The organism is Streptomyces sp. BK239 (assembly GCF_004217285.1).
Lineage (GTDB): Bacteria > Actinomycetota > Actinomycetes > Streptomycetales > Streptomycetaceae > Streptomyces.
On sequence record NZ_SHKS01000002.1, the window covers coordinates 488425 to 506173 of the forward strand.

Annotated in this window: 14 protein-coding genes; 10 read left to right on the top strand and 4 right to left on the bottom strand. The window is 71.2% G+C overall.

Annotated elements, in window-relative coordinates; all coding sequences use genetic code 11:
* Positions 1-6 precede the first annotated feature (6 nt).
* Together EV567_RS08060 and EV567_RS08065 are read right to left on the bottom strand one after the other, a co-directional pair.
* Positions 7-1518, bottom strand: coding sequence for a cellulose-binding domain-containing protein (locus EV567_RS08060; protein WP_130437955.1), 1512 nt, complete (start codon positions 1516-1518; stop codon positions 7-9).
* 211 nt (positions 1519-1729) lie between these two features.
* On the bottom strand, positions 1730-3073 hold the full coding sequence (locus EV567_RS08065) for a radical SAM protein (RefSeq protein ID WP_130437956.1): 1344 nt from the start codon (positions 3071-3073) through the stop codon (positions 1730-1732).
* 145 nt (positions 3074-3218) lie between these two features.
* Between EV567_RS08065 and EV567_RS08070 the strand changes: the two genes are divergently transcribed.
* The 10 genes from EV567_RS08070 (at position 3219) to EV567_RS08115 (ending at position 15521) form a co-directional block, all read left to right on the top strand.
* On the top strand, positions 3219-4463 hold the full coding sequence (locus EV567_RS08070) for an FAD-binding protein (RefSeq protein WP_130437957.1): 1245 nt from the start codon (positions 3219-3221) through the stop codon (positions 4461-4463).
* Positions 4464-4586: 123 nt separating this feature from the next.
* The gene (locus EV567_RS08075) at positions 4587-5834 is read left to right on the top strand and encodes an ROK family protein (protein ID WP_207228705.1); all 1248 of its coding nucleotides are present in this window, start codon (positions 4587-4589) and stop codon (positions 5832-5834) included.
* A 179-nt stretch (positions 5835-6013) separates the two neighbouring features.
* Positions 6014-7270: an ABC transporter substrate-binding protein gene (locus EV567_RS08080; RefSeq protein WP_130437959.1), complete on the top strand. Its 1257-nt coding sequence runs from the start codon at positions 6014-6016 to the stop codon at positions 7268-7270.
* A gap of 20 nt (positions 7271-7290) precedes the next feature.
* A complete protein-coding gene (locus EV567_RS08085; protein WP_130437960.1) occupies positions 7291-8256 on the top strand; it encodes a carbohydrate ABC transporter permease in 966 nt (321 codons plus the stop codon).
* Positions 8257-8264: 8 nt separating this feature from the next.
* Complete coding sequence (locus tag EV567_RS08090; RefSeq protein ID WP_130438320.1) at positions 8265-9149, top strand: carbohydrate ABC transporter permease; 885 nt, start codon at positions 8265-8267, stop codon at positions 9147-9149.
* A gap of 43 nt (positions 9150-9192) precedes the next feature.
* On the top strand, positions 9193-12063 hold the full coding sequence (locus EV567_RS08095; RefSeq protein ID WP_130437961.1) for a glycoside hydrolase family 2 TIM barrel-domain containing protein: 2871 nt from the start codon (positions 9193-9195) through the stop codon (positions 12061-12063).
* 138 nt (positions 12064-12201) lie between these two features.
* On the top strand, positions 12202-13197 hold the full coding sequence (locus tag EV567_RS08100; protein WP_130437962.1) for an ATP-binding cassette domain-containing protein: 996 nt from the start codon (positions 12202-12204) through the stop codon (positions 13195-13197).
* Positions 13197-14000, top strand: coding sequence for an ABC-2 family transporter protein (locus EV567_RS08105; protein ID WP_130437963.1), 804 nt, complete (start codon positions 13197-13199; stop codon positions 13998-14000). The genes EV567_RS08100 and EV567_RS08105 overlap by 1 nt, the downstream gene beginning before the upstream one ends.
* Before the next feature lie 5 nt (positions 14001-14005).
* Complete coding sequence (locus tag EV567_RS08110) at positions 14006-14800, top strand: ABC transporter permease (RefSeq protein ID WP_130437964.1); 795 nt, start codon at positions 14006-14008, stop codon at positions 14798-14800.
* Between the two features lie 148 nt (positions 14801-14948).
* Positions 14949-15521, top strand: a complete 573-nt coding sequence (locus tag EV567_RS08115) for a TetR-like C-terminal domain-containing protein (protein WP_130437965.1) — start codon at positions 14949-14951, stop codon at positions 15519-15521.
* An 11-nt stretch (positions 15522-15532) separates the two neighbouring features.
* Here the strand turns inward: EV567_RS08115 and EV567_RS08120 are convergent, their stop codons facing one another.
* Complete coding sequence (locus tag EV567_RS08120; protein WP_130437966.1) at positions 15533-15907, bottom strand: VOC family protein; 375 nt, start codon at positions 15905-15907, stop codon at positions 15533-15535.
* Between the two features lie 52 nt (positions 15908-15959).
* A complete protein-coding gene (locus tag EV567_RS08125) occupies positions 15960-17732 on the bottom strand; it encodes a DUF2264 domain-containing protein (protein WP_130437967.1) in 1773 nt (590 codons plus the stop codon).
* Positions 17733-17749 lie beyond the last annotated feature (17 nt).

Sequence of the window (17749 nt, forward strand, 5' to 3'; positions counted from 1 at the left end):
CGGGCGTCACGCCCCGGTGCAGGGCGCGCCGTTGAGGGTGAAGTCGTACGGGGCCGAGTTCCCGCCCTGCCAGGAGGCGAGGAAGCCGAAGGAGAGGCTGCCGCCGGCCGGGACCTTCTTGTTGTAGTCGGCGGACGTGGCGATGACGCGCGAGCCGTCCTGAGAGAAGCCCGCGTCCCACATCTGGTCGACCCGCTGCCCGTTGCGGAAGGCCCAGGCGACGCTCCAGGAGTCGACAGGGGCGGTGCTGGTCACGGTGACGGTGGCCTGGAAGCCGGCGGGCCACTGGTTGACGAGTTCGTAGCGGACCTCGCACGCCGACGCGTCAGGGCTCTCGTCGGCGCCGGGGCCCGTGGTGGCGGAGGAGGTGCCCTGGGGTTCGGGGTCGGGCTTCTCCTTCGCCGTGGGCGTCGCGCCGCCGGAGGGCTTCGCCGAGCCGGAGCCGGACGCGGAGGCGGGGGCGGGCCCCCGGGAGGTGGCCGAGGTGGTGGGCAGCGTGGAGGGCAGGGCGGGGACGCCGGGGCCGGCCACCGGGGTGCTGTCGGCCGGCGAGCCGCTGAGCGCGCTGTCGTCGGCCTTGCCGCCGAACGGCGTCAGCGATGCCGCGAGGGCCAGCCCGGAGACGAGGACGGCGGCCACGAGGAGGCTGTTGCGCACCGTGCGTGCCCTGCGCGCCGCGGCGTCGACGGGCACGCCGTCGGCGCCGGGCGCGGTGGGGCGGCCGGCGCCCATCCGCACCTCGGCGGCGCGGCGGCGGCGCTCCAGGTAGGCGAGTCCGCCCCAGCCGATGACCCCGCCGGCGAGGGCGGCGGGCAGTCCGCCGCCGTGCAGGCGCAGGCAGGCCGCGGCCTCCGCGCACTCCACGCAGGTGGCGAGGTGCCGGGAGAGGTCGTCGGGCGTGTCGGCGACGGGCGAGCGGGTGACGGCGTCCAGGAGGCGGACGTAGCCGCGGCAGTCCGAGTTGATCGGCGTGTCGAGGTGGTTGCGGTGGCAGCGGTCCCGGAACAGGCCGCGGACCTGGTTGAGTTCCTCCATGGCGGCCATCGGGTCAAGGCCCTGACGGCGGGCCACCGCGTGCAGCGGCAGCGCCTCGACCTCCGCCAGCCACAGCAGGGCCGCGTCCGCCTCCTGCATGTCGCGCAGACCGCGCAGGGCGAGGGGGCGCTGCAGGGGCGGCCCGGTGTAGCGAGCGGCCTTCTCCGAGTTCAGCCACAGCCGCAGGTCCGGGTCGAGCTTGTGGCCCTGCCCCTCGAACTCCCAGGCGGCCGCCGTGGTGCGTACGGCGGTCAGCAGCAGCGGGATCCGGGGCAGCCGGGAGGAGCGCCGGCCGGCGGAGTGCCGGGGGTCGTCGTCGGCGGCGCGTGCCTCGCGGATGCCGAGCGCGAACGCCTCGCGGGCCAGTTGGTTGGCCGCGGCCGATCCTGACGTGCACAGGTCGGCGTAGGACAGGACGGCGTCCCAGCACTCCGAGAAGAGCGCGGCCTCGGCGGCGTCCTTCGGGGTCGGCAGGTCGGGCATGAGTCTCCTGCATTGAAAAGCGAGGTCAACTCAGCATGACGGCAATGGAGTTGGGGGGAACCTCGCGGCAGGGGCGAAGTTTTTCACGCCGCCTGCACAAATGACAAGCGCCCTGTTCAGATGTCAGCACAGGGCGGCCTCGCCGCGGTTCCGGTCTCCCGTACCGCTTCTTACGGACGGCGGCCGCCCTGTGTTCAACGTCGCGGCGACTTCATCCGCCGACGTGTCCGGGCTCCTCGGCGACCGGGGCGCCCCGCTCCGGCAGGCTGTCCATGAAGGAGCTGACGGAGAACACCGCGCGGCCGGGGCCGGGCGGGCCGTAACCGGGGGGCGAGGAGAGCCCGAACTCGTCCATGGTGGCCCGGTAGGCCTCCAGCAGCCGGATGTGGTACTCCAGCGGCGCGCCCTGCGGGTTGGCCTTGCCGAGCGGGGTCGTCGGCTCCGGGCACCAGGTGGTGAACCGGGGCGTGATCCCGTGCGACATGAAGAAGCGCAGGCCCTCGGTGGTCGAGGCGATCGCCTCGTCGACGGTGGTGAAGCCGAACGGCTCGGCCATCTCCACGCCCGCCACGAAGTTGGGGATGACGTTGCGCGCCCCGAAGACCTCGGCCGAGTCGAGGATCCGCTTGTGCCACTCGTCGCGGCCGACGTACCGCTCCTTGCCCGGGCAGTACATCTTGAACAGGTACTCGTCCCACACCTCGTAGTTGGGGTGGTAGATCTGCACGCCGTAGTCCTTGAAGCGCTGCACGTCGTCGCGGGGCAGCGCCTGGGCGACGACCTTGCCGATCCAGCGGCCGGGGAAGCGCTCCTCGATGGCCTTGGCGTAGTGGCCGTAGAAGTCGGCCTCGTCGCGGCCCGAGACCGTCTTGGTGATGGCGCCGCCGGTGAGGGTGTAGGCGGTGGAGGCCTTGGCGGTGTCGTAGCGGTCGATGATCTCCAGCGCTTCCAGGACCTCCTCCACGTCCTTGACGCCGGTGTACGGCCGGCCGGCCGCCTTGTGCTGGCGCCAGTTGTGGTTGATGTCGCAGTACTGGCACTCCTCCTTGGCGCCGAAGTACTGGCAGACCCGGAAGACGGTCAGGTAGATCAGATAGCCCCACTGGATGGTGGGGGCGACCTCCATGACGGACTTCCCGTTGGAGAGGGTGTGCCGGTAGTACTCCGGCATGGGCGGCACACCGACGTCGGAGATCCGCTTCCCGTCGAGGTACAGCCCGAGCATGCCGTCCTGGTCGGCGGCCACACGGTAGGGCGAGGACGGGTTGACCCGCACGGAGACGACGGTGCGCCGCAGGTCGTAGGGGCCGCCGGTGAGGATGATCTCCTCCGGCGGGCGCCTGAGCGCCGCCTCGCCCAGCTCGGGCAGGGTGCCGTGGTCGAAGGAGAAGATGAAGTACGACTTCGGCTTCACCTCGCCCGACTCGTTGTCGCTGAGGGCGGAGGGGTCGAAGGCCACTCCCCCGCGCAGCAGGTCCTCCTTGAAGACGGCCTCCCGCGGAACATGCGGAAACCGCTCCATCAGATCCTCGACCAGCGCGGTACGGCTGCCCATCCGACTCTCCTCCCGGCTCAGGCGTACGACTCCTCACGGTATGCCCCGGCGCGGACGAGGGTGGGGGCGGGGGGCCCGGTGTCGCCGGCGAGGTAGGTTTCACCTGGGAACTCGGGGTTCCCACCGGCTCGGGAGGGGCGACCGCATGACGGAGAGCGTGAGGAACTGGGCGGGCAACGTCACCTTCGCGGCGAGCGGCACGCACCGTCCGCGCACCCTCGACGCGCTGCGCTCGCTCGTCGCGTCCGCCGCCCGGGTGCGGGTGCTGGGCAGCGGGCACTCCTTCAACCGGATCGCCGACCCGGGTGCGGACGGGATGCTGCTGTCGCTGGACGCGCTGCCCGCCGAGACCGACGTGGACACGGCCGCCCGCACGGTGCGGGTGGGCGGCGGCGTGCGGTACGCGGAGCTGGCGCGCCGGGTGCACGCGCGAGGGCTCGCGCTGCCCAACATGGCCTCGCTGCCGCACATCTCCGTGGCCGGTTCGGTGGCGACCGGGACGCACGGCTCGGGCGTGCGCAACGGCTCGCTCGCCGCCGCCGTGCGGGAGGTGGAGATCGTCACCGGGGACGGCTCGGTCCTCACCGTCGGGCGCGGGGACGAGCGGTTCGGCGGGGCCGTCACCTCGCTGGGCGCGCTCGGGGCCGTCACCGCGCTCACCCTCGACCTGGAGCCGGCCTTCGAGGTCGAGCAGCACGTGTACACCGACTTGCCCCTGGAGGGGCTGGACTTCGAGGCGGTGGCGGGGGCCGCCTACAGCGTGAGCCTGTTCACCGACTGGCGGGAGCCGGGCTTCAGGCAGGTGTGGCTGAAGCGGCGTACGGACCAGCAGGCGGCGGTGTTCCCGTGGGCTGCGCCGGCGACGCGGGCGCTGCACCCGGTGCCGGGGATGCCGGCGGTCAACTGCACCGAGCAGTTCGGGGTGGCCGGGCCCTGGCACGAGCGGCTGCCGCACTTCCGGGCGGAGTTCACCCCGAGCAGCGGCGACGAACTGCAGAGCGAGTACCTGTTGCCGCGTGCGGACGCGCTGGGCGCGCTGCGCGCGCTCGACGGCGTCCGGGAGCAGGTCGCCCCCGTGCTCCAGGTCTGCGAGGTGCGCACCGTCGCCGCCGACGAGCAGTGGCTGAGCCCCGCGTACGGCCGTGATTCCGTCGCCGTCCACTTCACCTGGGTCGCCGACGCCGAGACGGTGCTGCCCGCGGTCCGCGCGGTGGAGGCGGCGCTGACGCCGTTCTCACCGCGGCCGCACTGGGGGAAGGTCTTCGCGATGCCGGCCGCCGAGGTGCGCGGCCGTTTCCCGCGGCTGGGCGACTTCGCGAAGCTGGTGCGGGAGACGGACCCGGCCGGGAAGTTCACGAACGCGTTCGTCCGGGACGTCCTTTCCGGCTGACGCCGCCACACCCGCCCCACGACTTTGTACACCCCCTTTCCTAACCCCTTGTAGAACCTCGTGCCGCGTCATAGCCTGGCGCGGCGCCGGTGCCGTCGCGACGCCGGTCCGGCAACGGAAGGGATGGAGGCCCAGCCGGTGAAGCGCACGTCACGTGACATCCGGACCGCGAACCGCTACGAGGTGCTGCGCCAGATCATCGCCAGTTCGCCCACCTCCCGGCAGGAACTGGCCGCCGCCACCGGTCTGAGCCTCGCCACCGTCGCCACCCTGGTCGGCGAACTGCTCGACCTGCGCATGATCACCGAGGTCGGGTTCGAGGACTCCGCGGGCGGCCGCCCCCGGGGCCTCGTCGCCGTCAACGCGTCGGGGGGCGCGTTGATCGGTGTGGACATCGCCGAGACGTACGTCCACGTCGAGCTGTTCGACCTGGCGCTGAACGTGCTGGCCCGGGCCGAGGAGGACATGCGTCCCGGCGAGAGCAGGCCCGAGCAGGTGGTCGGCCATGTCGCCGCGGCGGCCGGCTCGGTGGTCGCCCAGGCCGGGGTGGAGACGGCGCGCGTCCTCGGCGTCGGGGTGAGCGTGCCGGGGCAGGTCGACCGGGACACCGGCATCTGCGAGTACGCCCCCAACTGGGACTGGCACGACGTGCCCTTGCTCGACCTGCTCTCCGAGCACATCGCCTACCCGCTCTACCTGGACAATCCGCTGCGCGCCTGCGCGGTGGCGGAGCTGTGGTTCGGGGCGGCGCGCGGACACGCGGACGCCGTCGTCGTCAACCTCGGCACCGGGGTGGGCGCCGGGCTCGTCCTCGGCGGGGGGCTGCACCGCGGGGTCAGCAACAGCGCCGGGGAGTGGGGGCACACCACGCTCGTGCTCGACGGCCGGCTGTGCCACTGCGGCGACCACGGCTGCGTGGAGACCTACGTCGGCGCGCCCGGCATCATGCAGAACCTGCGGGAACTCAGCCCCGACAGCGCCCTGCTGCACCCCGAGGACCAGACGGCGACCATCGACGCCCTGGCCCGCGGGGTCGCCGCCCACGACCCGGTGGCCGTCAAGGTGGTGCGCGACACCGCCCGCTACCTGGCGGCGGGCATCGCCGACCTGGTCAACCTGCTCAACCCCGAGGTCGTCGTGCTGAGCAGCTGGGTCGCCGTACGGCTCGGGGAGCCGCTGCTGCGCGAGGTCCGCGAGGCCGTGTCCCGGCACGCGCTGCGCCGGCCGCTGGACTCGACCGAGATCGTCCTGTCCCCGGTCCCCTCCGACCCCGTCTGCCTGGGCGCGGCGACCTTCGCGCTCGAAGGGGCGCTGCAGGCCGTCGGGCAGCGCAGACGGCACCCCTCCAGACCCGACCCCGCCGTCGGTTAGCACCCCCCTCGTCCGGTATCCCGAACGTCGCACAACGCTTCGTACAGACTTCGTCCAACCCCTTGCCGAAGGCTTAGCCGAAGGTTAACGTCCCGCACCGCAACGCCATTCAAGCCATCTGGCGCTGAAGCCGTGTGAGCCGCAGCCGTACTCGAGACAAGGACGTCAGCATGTCGGCAATGAGCAACAGCAACTTCTCCCGCCGTTCACTCTTCAGGGCCGCGGCGGGCATGGCCGCCGCCGGCTCCCTGGCCGCCTGCGGCGGGAACAACGGGCGGGGCGGCGGGGCAGGTTCGGGAGTCAACCTGACGCAGTTCTTCCACGCCTACGGCGAGGCGGGCACCGAGCAGGCCATCAGGAAGTACGCGAAGGCCTACGACAAGGCCCATGTGACCACGCAGTGGATCACCAGCGCCGACTTCGAGAGCAAGCTGTTCGCGACGCTGCTCACCAAGAACGCACCCGACATGTTCGAGTTCCACCCGCAGATCCAGATGGTCAAGAGCGGCCAGGTGGCGGACCTGACCGACATCATCTCCCCGGTCAAGGACGACTTCAACCCGGCCGACATCAAGTCGCACACGGTCGACGGCAAGATATACGGCGTCCGGATGATCGACGACCCGCAGTTCTTCTTCTACCGCAAGTCGATGCTGGAGAAGGCGAAGGTCGACGTCCCGACCACGTTCGACGAGCTGATCGAGGCCGCCGCCAAGCTCACCACCGGCAAGGTCAAGGGCCTGTACATGGGCAACGACCTGCACGGCGTCATCAACCCGATGATCTGGTCGGCCGGCGCGGACACCCTCGACGAGAAGAACCAGATCGCCTACCACACCCCCGGCGTCATCGAGGGCATCAAGAAGATGCGCAAGCTGTTCACCAGCGGCGACCTCCTCCTCGGCGCTCCGACCGACTCCTGGGACCCGTCCTCGTTCAACCAGGGCCTGTGTGCCATCCAGTGGTGCGGCATGTGGGCGATGCCCGCGATCCAGAAGGCGCTCGGCGACGACTGGGGCGTCTTCCCCTTCCCGAAGACCGTCGACTCGGGCAAGCCGTCGGTCTACAACGGCGGCTGGTCGATGTTCGTCAACGCCAAGGGCAAGAACGTCGACGCGGCCAAGGAGTACGTCAAGTGGCTGTGGATCGACCAGAAGGAGTACCAGGAGGAGTGGGCCACCTCCTTCGGCTTCCACATCCCCCCGCGCACCTCGCTCGCCCAGAGCGCCACCAAGCTCAAGTCCGGCAACGCCGCCGAGGGGGTCAAGCTCTTCAACGAGTTCGGGCACTTCGACAACATCGGCTGGACGCAGGCCATGATCACCTCCCTCGAGGACGTCTTCGCCAACAGCGTCCGCAAGGACATGGACCCGGAGGCGGCACTCGACAAGGCCGACGCGGCCGTCAACCGCGAGCTCAAGAAGCTGTTCGGATAGACCGCGGGACGGACCACGACATGTCGACGACCAAGACGCGTGTCCTCGCGCCCCCCGCCCCGGTGCAGGCCTCATCGGCCAAGCCGCGGCGGGGTCTGCGGGGCAGCCCCACCTTCAACTTCTGGCTCTTCTGCGGGCCGTTCCTCATCGGCCTGGCGATCTTCGTCTACGCGCCGATCGTCTGGAGCCTCTACCTCAGCTTCTTCGAGGCCCGCTTCACCGTCACACCCGACAAGTTCGTCGGCTTCGAGAACTACGTCTACATGCTGACGAACGACGACTTCGTCGGCTCGCTCGGCACCTTCACCGCCTTCGCCGCCTTCATCGTGCCCACCACCTGGGCCCTCTCGCTGGGTCTGGCCCTGTTGGTGAACCGGCTGCGCTTCATGCGGGCGTTCTTCCGGTCGGTCTTCTTCCTGCCGACCGCGTGCAGTTACGTGGCCGCCTCGCTCATCTGGAAGATGTCCATCTTCAGCGGGGTCCGCTTCGGCCTCATGAACACGGTCCTCGGCTGGTTCGGGATCGAGAACATCGCCTGGCTCGCCGACCCCAACCCGCCCTGGTACTGGCTGGTCATCGTCACCGCACGACTGTGGCTGCAGGCCGGCTTCTACATGATCCTCTTCATCGCGGCGCTGCAGAACATCCCGGACGAGCTGTACGAGGCCGCCTCCATCGACGGCGCCAAGCCCGGCTGGCAGACCTTCCGTCACATCACCCTGCCCCAGCTGCGCGCCACGTCCACCGCGGTGATCCTGCTGCTGCTGATCGCCGCTTACCAGGCCTTCGACGAGTTCTTCAACCTCCTGTCGAAGACCACGTGGGGCCGTCCGCCCCTCGTCGAGCTGTACTACAAGGCCCTGGGCGAGAGCCAGGACTACGGTTCCGGCAGCGCGGGCGCGGTCATCCTGACCGTGCTGATCTGCGCCGTGACCCTGCTCCAGGGCAAGCTCATGGGCTTCGGAAGGGGGGACGAGTCCAAGTGACCACCACGATGCCCGAGGCCGAGAAGGCCGCCCCGGAGTCAGGCAGGCCCCGCCGCGGCGGGCGCGGCGGCGGCGTGATGAGCTCGACCGGGCTCTACATCGCCACCGGGATCTCCGCCTTCTTCTTCCTGGTCCCGTTCTACCTGCTGGTGCGCAACGCGCTCTCGACCGACGCCGAGATCACCGGAGAGAACTGGAAGTTCTTCCCCACCGACATCCAGTGGGGCAACATCAGCGAGCTGTTCACCGACGAGACGGTCCCCTTCGCCCAGTCCCTGTGGAACTCGGCGGTGGTCGCCACCCTGCACACCGCCGGCGTGCTGCTGGTGTGCTCCCTCGCGGGGTACGCCCTCGCCCGCATCCCGTACAAGCACGCCAACAAGGTCTTCTACGCCGTGCTGGGGACCCTCATGGTCCCGACCGCCGTCACCTTCGTCCCGAGCTTCGTGCTGGTCTCGTCACTGGGCTGGGTGGACACCTACCGGGGCCTCATCATCCCGGGCCTGTTCAGCGGCTTCACCTGCTTCCTGTTCCGGCAGTACTTCCTGGGCTTCCCCAAGGAGCTGGAGGAGGCGGCGCGCGTGGACGGACTGGGCTACTGGGGTGCGTACTGGCGCATAGTGGTACCCAACTCCCTGAACTTCTTCGCCGCGATGGCGACGATCACCTTCATCGCGGGATGGAACGCCTTCCTGTGGCCCCTGGTCATCGGCCAGGACCCCGGATCGTGGACCGTCCAGGTCGCCCTCTCCAACTACATGACCAACCAGACCGTCGTCTTCCACATGATCTTCATGGCCACCGCCTTCTCCATCCTGCCCCTGATCTTCGTGTTCCTCTTCCTCCAGCGCTGGCTGGTGCAGGGGATCGCGCAGACCGGCATCAAGGGCTGATGCCGGCCACCCCGACCGCCCACGATCGAGCACCTGGAGACCGATGTCCTTCCCCATCACCACGGCCGTCGACTACGTCGAGGACGTCTCACCCGGCAGCGGCGCCCTCGCGCCCCGCGCCTGGTACGCGTCCTCCGACGCCGACTCCCTCTCACTGAACGGCAGCTGGCGCTTCCGGCTGTCGCCGACCGCCGACGCCCAGGACGACTCGTTCGCCGCCGAGGGGTACGACGCCGGGGACTGGGCCGAGGTCACGGTCCCCGGACACTGGGTCCTCCAGGGCCACGGCTCCCCGATCTACACCAACCACCTCTACCCGTTCCCGGTCGACCCGCCGCGCGTCCCGACCGAGAACCCGACCGGTGACCACCTGCGCGTCTTCGACCTGCCCGAGGACTGGCCCGCCCTCTCGGAAGGCGGCGCCGTGCTGCGCTTCGACGGCGTGGAGTCCTGCGCCCGGGTCTGGCTGAACGGCACGGAGATCGGCGAGTTCAAGGGCTCGCGGCTGCCGCACGAGTTCGCCGTCGGCCCGCTGCTGAAGACCTCCGGCAACGTGCTGGCGGTCCGCGTCCACCAGTGGTCGGCGGGCTCCTACCTGGAGGACCAGGACCAGTGGTGGCTGCCCGGCATCTTCCGTGACGTGACGCTGCTGCACCGCCCGGCGGGCAGCGCGGGCGACTTCTTCGTGCACGCCTCCTACGACCACCGCACGGGCGAGGGCACCCTGCGCGTCGACTCCGACGTCGCGGGCCGGGTGATCGTCCCCGCGCTGGACATCGATGTCGCGACGGGCGAGCCGGCCACCGCACGGGTGGAGCCGTGGACGGCCGAGACGCCCCGCCTCTACGACGGTGAGTTGGTCACCGCCGGCGAGCGCGTCCCCCTGCGCGTCGGATTCCGCACGGTCGTCCTGGAGGACGGCCTGATCAAGGTCAACGGCCGGCCCGTGCTGTTCAAGGGCGTCAACCGGCACGAGTGGCACCCGGAGAAGGGCCGCTCGCTCGACCTGGAGACGATGCGCGAGGACGTGCTGCTGATGAAGCGGCACAACATCAACGCCGTCCGCACCTCGCACTACCCGCCGCACCCGGCCTTCCTCGACCTGTGCGACGAGTACGGCCTGTGGGTGATCGACGAATGCGACCTGGAGACCCACGGCTTCGTCGAGCAGGACTGGCGGGACAACCCCGTCGACGACGACCGCTGGACCCCGGCCCTGCTGGACCGCGCCGCCCGCATGGTCGAACGCGACAAGAACCACCCGTCGGTGGTGATCTGGTCCCTGGGCAACGAGGCCGGCACCGGGCGCGGCCTGACCGCGATGGCCGAGTGGATCCACGGCCGTGACGCCTCTCGCCTCGTGCACTACGAGGGCGACCTCAACTGCCGTGACACGGACGTCTACTCGCGTATGTACGCCTCCCACGAGGAGGTCGAGCGCATCGGCCGCGACCTCGACGGCGGCACCCACAGGCGACGTGAACTCCCCTTCATCCTCTGCGAGTACGGCCACGCCATGGGCAACGGCCCCGGCGGCATCGCCGACTACCAGCGGCTGTTCGAGGCGCACGAGCGGCTCCAGGGCGGCTTCATCTGGGAGTGGATCGACCACGGCGTCAAGGACGACCGCTACGGATACGCCTACGGCGGCGACTTCGGCGAAGAGCTGCACGACGGCAACTTCGTCTGCGACGGACTGCTCTTCCCGGACCGCGAACCTTCCCCGGGACTCGTGGAGTTCGCGAAGGTCGTCGAACCCGTCGCGATCACCGGTGACGGCGCGGACGGCACCGTGCGCGTCACCAACAAGCAGGACTTCGCCGACCTGTCGGCGCTCGCCTTCGAGTGGGACTTCCAGGCCGACGGCGAGACGGTCGAGTCGGGCAGCCTGCCGGTGCCCGCGCTGGCGGCCGGCGAGTCGGCCGAGGTGAAGCTGCCGCACCCGGCGCACGGCGTCCCCGGCGGCACGGAGACGCGGTGGACGGTACGGGCCGTACTGGCCGAGGACACCGCCTGGGCGCCCCGGGGCCATGTCGTGGCCTGGGGTCAGGTGCTGCTCGCGGAAAGGTCGCTGCCGACGGTCGCGGCGACACGCGGCCCGGAGGCCGGCGACGGCGTCGTCACGCTCGGCCCCGGCGTCTTCGACGCCCGCACCGGCGCGCTGAAGACGATCGGCGGGGTCTCCGTCGAGGGACTGCGCCTGGACGTGTGGCGGGCGACCACCGACAACGACGACGGCGCCTCCTGGCAGACCGACGTCCGGCACGCCGAGGTGTGGCGCAAGCTGGGCCTGCACCGCATGCGGCACCGCCTGGACGCGGTGGAGACCGGCGAGAACGCGCTGACGGTCCGCACCCGGGTGGCGCCGGCCGCCTGGGAGGTGGGCCTGGCGACGGAGTACCGGTGGACGTCCGACGGCGACCGGCTGCGGCTGACCGTCTCGGTGACCCCCGAGGGCGACTGGACGGTGCCGCTGCCCCGCCTCGGCGTCCGCTTCGGGCTCTCCGAAGCCGACCGGGTGACCTGGTTCGGCGGCGGCCCCGGCGAGGCATACCCCGACACCAGGGCGGCGTCGATGGTCGGCCGCTGGGAGTCGACCGTGGACGCGCTGCAGACGCCGTACGTCCGGCCCCAGGAGAACGGCGCCCGCGCCGACGTCCGCTGGGCACGGCTCGGCGGTCTGCGCATCGAGGGCGACCCGGAGTTCTTCCTCACCGCCCGGCGCTGGACCACCGAGCAGCTCGACGCCGCGCGGCACCGCACGGACCTGACGCCGGGCGACACGGTGTGGGTCAACCTCGACCACGGCCAGCACGGCATCGGCTCGCAGTCCTGCGGACCGGGCCCGCTGCCGCAGTACTTCCTGAACGCCGATCCCGCCGAGTTCTCCTTCGTGTTCTCGGCGTCCGACTGAACCCGCCACGACGCACGGCATCGTCCGGCATCGATAAATCGATTGACCGACTGATCGACAATCCGACACGGTGTTGACGACTCCCGCGGCCGGCCGGCTCCCCAGCCGGCCGGCCGCGCTCCTCCGGAGGTTGAACGAGTGAGCGGCACCATCGAGGTGCGCGGCCTGTCCCGCACCTTCCACACCACTGTCCGCCGTCCCGGCTTCACCGGCGCGCTGCGCTCCCTGGTCGACCCGCAGCGGGTCGCCAAACACGCCGTCAGCGACGTCACCTTCGACGTGGCCGCGGGCGAACTCCTCGCGCTGCTCGGCCCGAACGGCGCCGGCAAGTCCACCACCATCAAGATGCTCACCGGCATCCTCACGCCCACCTCCGGTGAGGCGCGCGTCGCGGGCGTGGTGCCGTACCGGGAACGCGAACGCAACGCCCGTAACATCGGGGCGGTGTTCGGGCAGCGCACCCAGCTGTGGTGGGACCTCCCGGTGCGCGAGTCGTTCGCGATCCTCAAGGACATCTACGGGGTGCCGAGTGCCGAACACGCGGTCCGGCTGAAGGAGTTCGACAAGCTGCTCGACCTGTCGTCGTTCTGGGACACCCGGGTGCGCCATCTGTCCCTCGGCCAGCGGGTCCGCTGCGACCTGGCCGCCGCGCTGCTGCACGACCCGCCCGTGGTCTTCCTCGACGAGCCGACCATCGGTATGGACGTGGTGGTCAAGGAGCAGGTCCGCGAGTTCCTGCGGCACCAGGTCGAGGAACGCGGCCGGACCGTCCTGCTCACCACCCACGACATGACGGAGGTGGAACGGCTCGCCGAACGGGTGGTGCTGATCAACCACGGCCGGCTCGTCCTGGACGGCTCACTGGACGAGATACGCCGGGAGTTCGGCTCCACCTGGCAGGTGCGGGCCACCCTCGCCGACCCGTACGCCGAGGTCGTGCCGCTGCCGGGCATGGCGGTGCTGCGACGGGAGGGGGCGCGGGTCGTCTTCGGCCCCGACGGCGACGGCGCCCCGGCCGTCCACCAGGCGCTGAAGGCCGTCATCGAACGGTACGAGGTGAACGACATCGCGCTCGACGAGGCCGACCTGGAGGACGTCATGCGGGCGGCATACGCGCAGGCCGGGGAGGCGTGATGGCCGTCCTCCACGGCTGGCGCGCCGCGCGCGTCACCCCGCTCGGCGAGCTGAACACGCCGCCCCGGATGACGGCCGCGCTGCTGCGGCTGACCGTGCAGGTGGTGCTGGTGGCGTCCCTGTGGCGCGGCCTGTACGAGCAGACCGGCACCACCGCGGGACTCGACCGCGACCAGGCCGTCACCTACGCCGTGATGGCCGTACTGGCCTCCCGACTAAGGGAGTTGGATCAGTTCGCCGGCCGGGACACCGTGATCCAGCACATGCACTTCGGCACCATCGTCTACTGGTACCTGCGCCCGCTGCCCCCACAGCGCTACTACGCGCTGCGCGCCCTGGGCGAGCAGGTGTACGGGTTCGCGTGGGCCCTCGGCGGATACGCCGTCTGCCTCACGGCCGGCGTGGTGCGGCCGCCCCAGTCCGCGGCGGCGGCGGGGGTGTTCGCGGTGAGTCTGCTGCTCGGGCAGTGGGTGCTGTACTACGTGATGCTCGCCCTGGACCAGTTGTGCTTCTGGACCCTGCGCAACAACGCGGCGATGCTGATCCTCATCTTCGCGCAGAACCTGCTGTCCGGGGTGTACGCGCCGCTGTGGTTCTTCCCCGACTGGTTCATCACGCTGAGCGCGTTCCTTCCGTTCCAGGCCACGCTGAGCGTGCCGCTTTCGCTGTACGTGGGCCGGATCGAACTGGACGACGCGCCACTGCAGTTGGGCATCCAGGCGGCCTGGGTCGTGCTGCTCGCCCTGTTCACCCGGCTCCTGTGGCACCGGGCCGCCCGCCGAGTGATCTCCCAAGGAGGCTGAGGCCCGTGAACGGCGTCCGGATCATGTGGCGGGTCACGCTGCTCAACTTCCGCGCCCAGCTGGAGTACCGCACCGAGTTCCTGATGATGATCGCGATCGGCGCGGTCTGGCAGGTGTCGGTGATCGTGTTCGCGACGGTGCTGCTGTCACGGTTCACCGGGATGGGTGGCTGGGACAGCTCCGACGTCCTGCTGATACCCGCGACGCGGATGCTCGCGCACGGGCTGTTCGTGCTGTTCCTCGGCCGGGTCCACGGTCTGGGCCGGCACATCCAGGAAGGGGTGATCGACACCTGCCTGGTGCGCCCGATGCCGGTGCACCGGCAGATCCAACTGGCGTACTTCCCGACCAACGCGATCGGCGACCTGACGGTGGCGGCCGGTCTGATGGCGGGCGCGCTCAGCCGCAGCGACCTGGACTGGACGGCGGGCCGGATCGCGTACCTGATCGCCGCCGTGCTCGGCGGGATGCTCCTGGAGGCCGCCCTGTTCACGGCGCTGGCCTGCGCCTCCCTCCGCTTCCCGGCGGCCGACTACTGGGGCCGCTGGCTGGAGGAACTCCTCGGCACCTTCGGCAGCTACCCGCTCAACGTGCTCCCGAGGGCCGTGGGAGGCTTCCTGACCTACGGCCTCCCCCTCGCGTTCGTCGCCTACTTCCCCGCCGCCGTGCTCACCGGCCACACCACCGCCGTCCCCCACTGGCTGGCAGCGGCCTCACCCCTGCTCGGCGCACTGGCCTACCTGGCCTCCCGCCTCCTGTGGCGCTGGAGCCTGCGGCACTACACCGGGGTGAACGGCTGAGACCGCCCGCCACCGCCGCCCGTTGCTGCTGCGGCCCTGGCAGTGACCGTCCGGCTCGGGAAGGCGGTCGGGCGTCGTCGGGAGCTTTACACTCCTCCGTGTCGATCCCGACTTTCCCGCCACCGGCCCGAGTGACGAGCGAGGCCCCATGCCCCGAGCCGGCCTCACCGCGGACCGCCTGGTCGCGGCCGCCGCCGACCTCGCCGACGAGGTGGGCTTCGACGGCGTCACCGTCTCCGCGCTGGCCCGCCGCTTCGGCGTGAAGGACGCGAGCCTGTACTCGCACGTCCGCGGCCTGAAGGACCTGCGGACCCGCGTCGCGCTCCTCGCCGGCGGTGAGATGATCGACCGGATCGCCGCGGCCGTCGCCGGGCGGGCCGGCAAGGACGCGCTCGCCGCGTTCGCCGACGCCTACCGCGAGTACGCGCTGACCCATCCGGGCCGGTACGCGGCCACCCAGATCCCCGTCGACCAGGACCTCGTCGCCGACGCTCCCGCCCTCCGCCGCACCGCCGAGATCACCTACGGCATGCTCCGCGCCTACGGCCTGGAGGAACCCGACCTCACCGACGCCGTCCGCCTGCTGCGCAGCACCTTCCACGGGTACTGCGCCCTGGAGGCCGGCGGCGGTTTCGGCGCGCCCCGGGACGTACGGCGCTCCTGGGACAAGGCGATCGACGCGCTGCACATCGCCCTCACCCATTGGCCCCGTGAGCCCTGAGCGAGCGCGCGTCAGCCGGCGGCCGCCCGCTCCGCCGCGCTGCGCTCCACGCAGAACTCGTTGCCCTCCGGGTCGGCGAGCAGCGCCCAGCCCGTGCCGTCAGGCTTGCGGTGGTCGGCGACGAGGGTGGCGCCGAGGGCGAGCAGCCGGTCGACCTCCTCGTCGCGGGTGCGGTCCTGCGGCTGGAGGTCGAGGTGGACGCGGTTCTTGACCGTCTTCTTCTCCGGGACCGTGACGAACAGCAGCCCCGCGCCCTCGATCAACGCCTCCGGGTCACCCGGGTTGTCGTCGTCGTGCAGGGGCTCGCCGAGGGCCTCGGCCCAGAAGCTTCCGAGGGCGTAGGCGTCGGAGCAGTCGATCGTCACGTGCCGGATCTTCGATGTCATGCCGAGGATTGTTGTGCACACGGCGACATGCGGGCAACGGGTATTCGGCCGGTCAGCAGGGCGCGACCGACCACGAGGGGGATGCCGGCCCCGCGTCCGGGGAGCCGGGCGGGCCGGCGTCCGTGGACGCTTCCGGAGCGCCGAACCGGAACCGGGCCGACTTGCCCGAAGCCCAGCGGACGGTCAGCTCCCGGGCGTCCCGCCCCTCCCCGGACACCCCGACGGACACCAGGTCCGTCAGCGGCGCCGGATCGGGGTCGGCGGTGAGGCGGGCCAGCGCGACGAAGAGGGTCGCGGGGGTGTCTTCCGTCGTCCCGGTCAGCATGGTCGTGCCCGACAGGGCGTGCACGGGCAGCAGTTCGGCCCGCTGCCCTTCCTCCGCCGCCCAGCCCGTGACCCGCACCTCGGTGCCGGGGTCCGCGCCCGCCACCAGATGGGCGCGGACCTCCGCCGCGCCGTCGGCCACCACCAGGCTGGTGATCTCGGCCCCGGAGCCGACCGCGTGCCGGGACGCCGCCCAGCCCTCCCCCACACCCAGCGGGACGATGCCCTCGCGGTGCGGATCGCCGCCGACGAGGACGGAGTTGTCCGGGGGCGTGCCGCCCGAGGGGCGGGTCGCGGTCGAGTAGGCGAACCGCGTGTAGTGCGGGTCGTAGCGCACGTCCTCGCTCCCGTGGTTGTGCAGCCGCACCAGGCCGTCCGAACGTGTGCTCTGCAAGAGCCAGTTGGGAGGGACCAGGGAGGTGACGGCGTCGCAGCGTTCCACCGGTCCCGGCTCCTCCACCGCCGTCCACACCTCGTGCTCGGGGGGCAGGAGGAGGCCGATGAACCCCTTGCTCGCCCAGTACGGGGACGCCGGTCCCGAATAGCCTTGCAGCACGGTGGAGTCGGGGCCGTGCCAGCCGAGGGTGAGCAGCCCGCGGGAGTCGACCGCGCCGCGTTCCAGAAAGTACTTCAGCGCGCCCGACGCCAGCCGGCGGGTCTCGCCGGGCGCCAGCGGGGTGTGGCCGGCCAGCGCGCCCAGCCAGAGGGGGGCGGTCGTCGCGAAGCGGTAGGTGAGGGAGCGGCCTTGATGCAGGGGCGCGCCGTCACCGCCGAACAGGCGGGCGTAGTCGCTGAGATGGCGTGACAGACGGCCGCCGTACAGGTCGAGGAGCCGGGTGTCGTCGGCGAGCCAGGCGTGCAGCACCGTATAGAGGTGCATGGCCCAGCCGTTGTAGTAGTCGAAGGCGCGGATCGGGCCGTCGGTGTACCAGCCGTCGCCGACGTACCACTGCTCGATCCGTTCCAGGCCCCGGTCGACGGCCTTGCGGGAGGCGTCCGCCTCGAAGCCGACGGACTGGAGAAAGCCGCCCACCGTGACGGGGAACAACTCCCAGTTGCAGGGCCACGGTTCGGCGGTCAGCGCCTCGCTCAGCCAGGCGGCGGCCCGCTGTCGCACACCGTCGTCGAGGCGGTCCCAGAGCTCCCGCCTGGTGAGCCGCAGCGCGAGGGCGATGGACGCCGCCTCGACGAGCGGCTGGGTCCGGTCCTCGATCCGGGGCCAGACGCCGGACACGCCGGCCGCGAGTCCGTCGGCGTAGCGTTGGAGGGCCGTCTCGTCGCGGCGGAAGGCGGCGAGAAGGAGGGTGCGGGCGTAGCCTTCCAGGCCGTCGGACAGGCGGCCCGTCCAGCTCTGCCGGTCGCCGGGCAGGTGGTAGAGGGCGCGGTCGTCGGTCGCGTACGGCTCCACGGCGGCGAGCAGGCCGTCGGCGGCCGCCTCCCAGTGGGCGCGGGTGTAGCCGGTACGGGGACTGAGGGCGCGGTCGGGCGGGGGGAGGTGCATGGGCGGTCGCTTCCGGT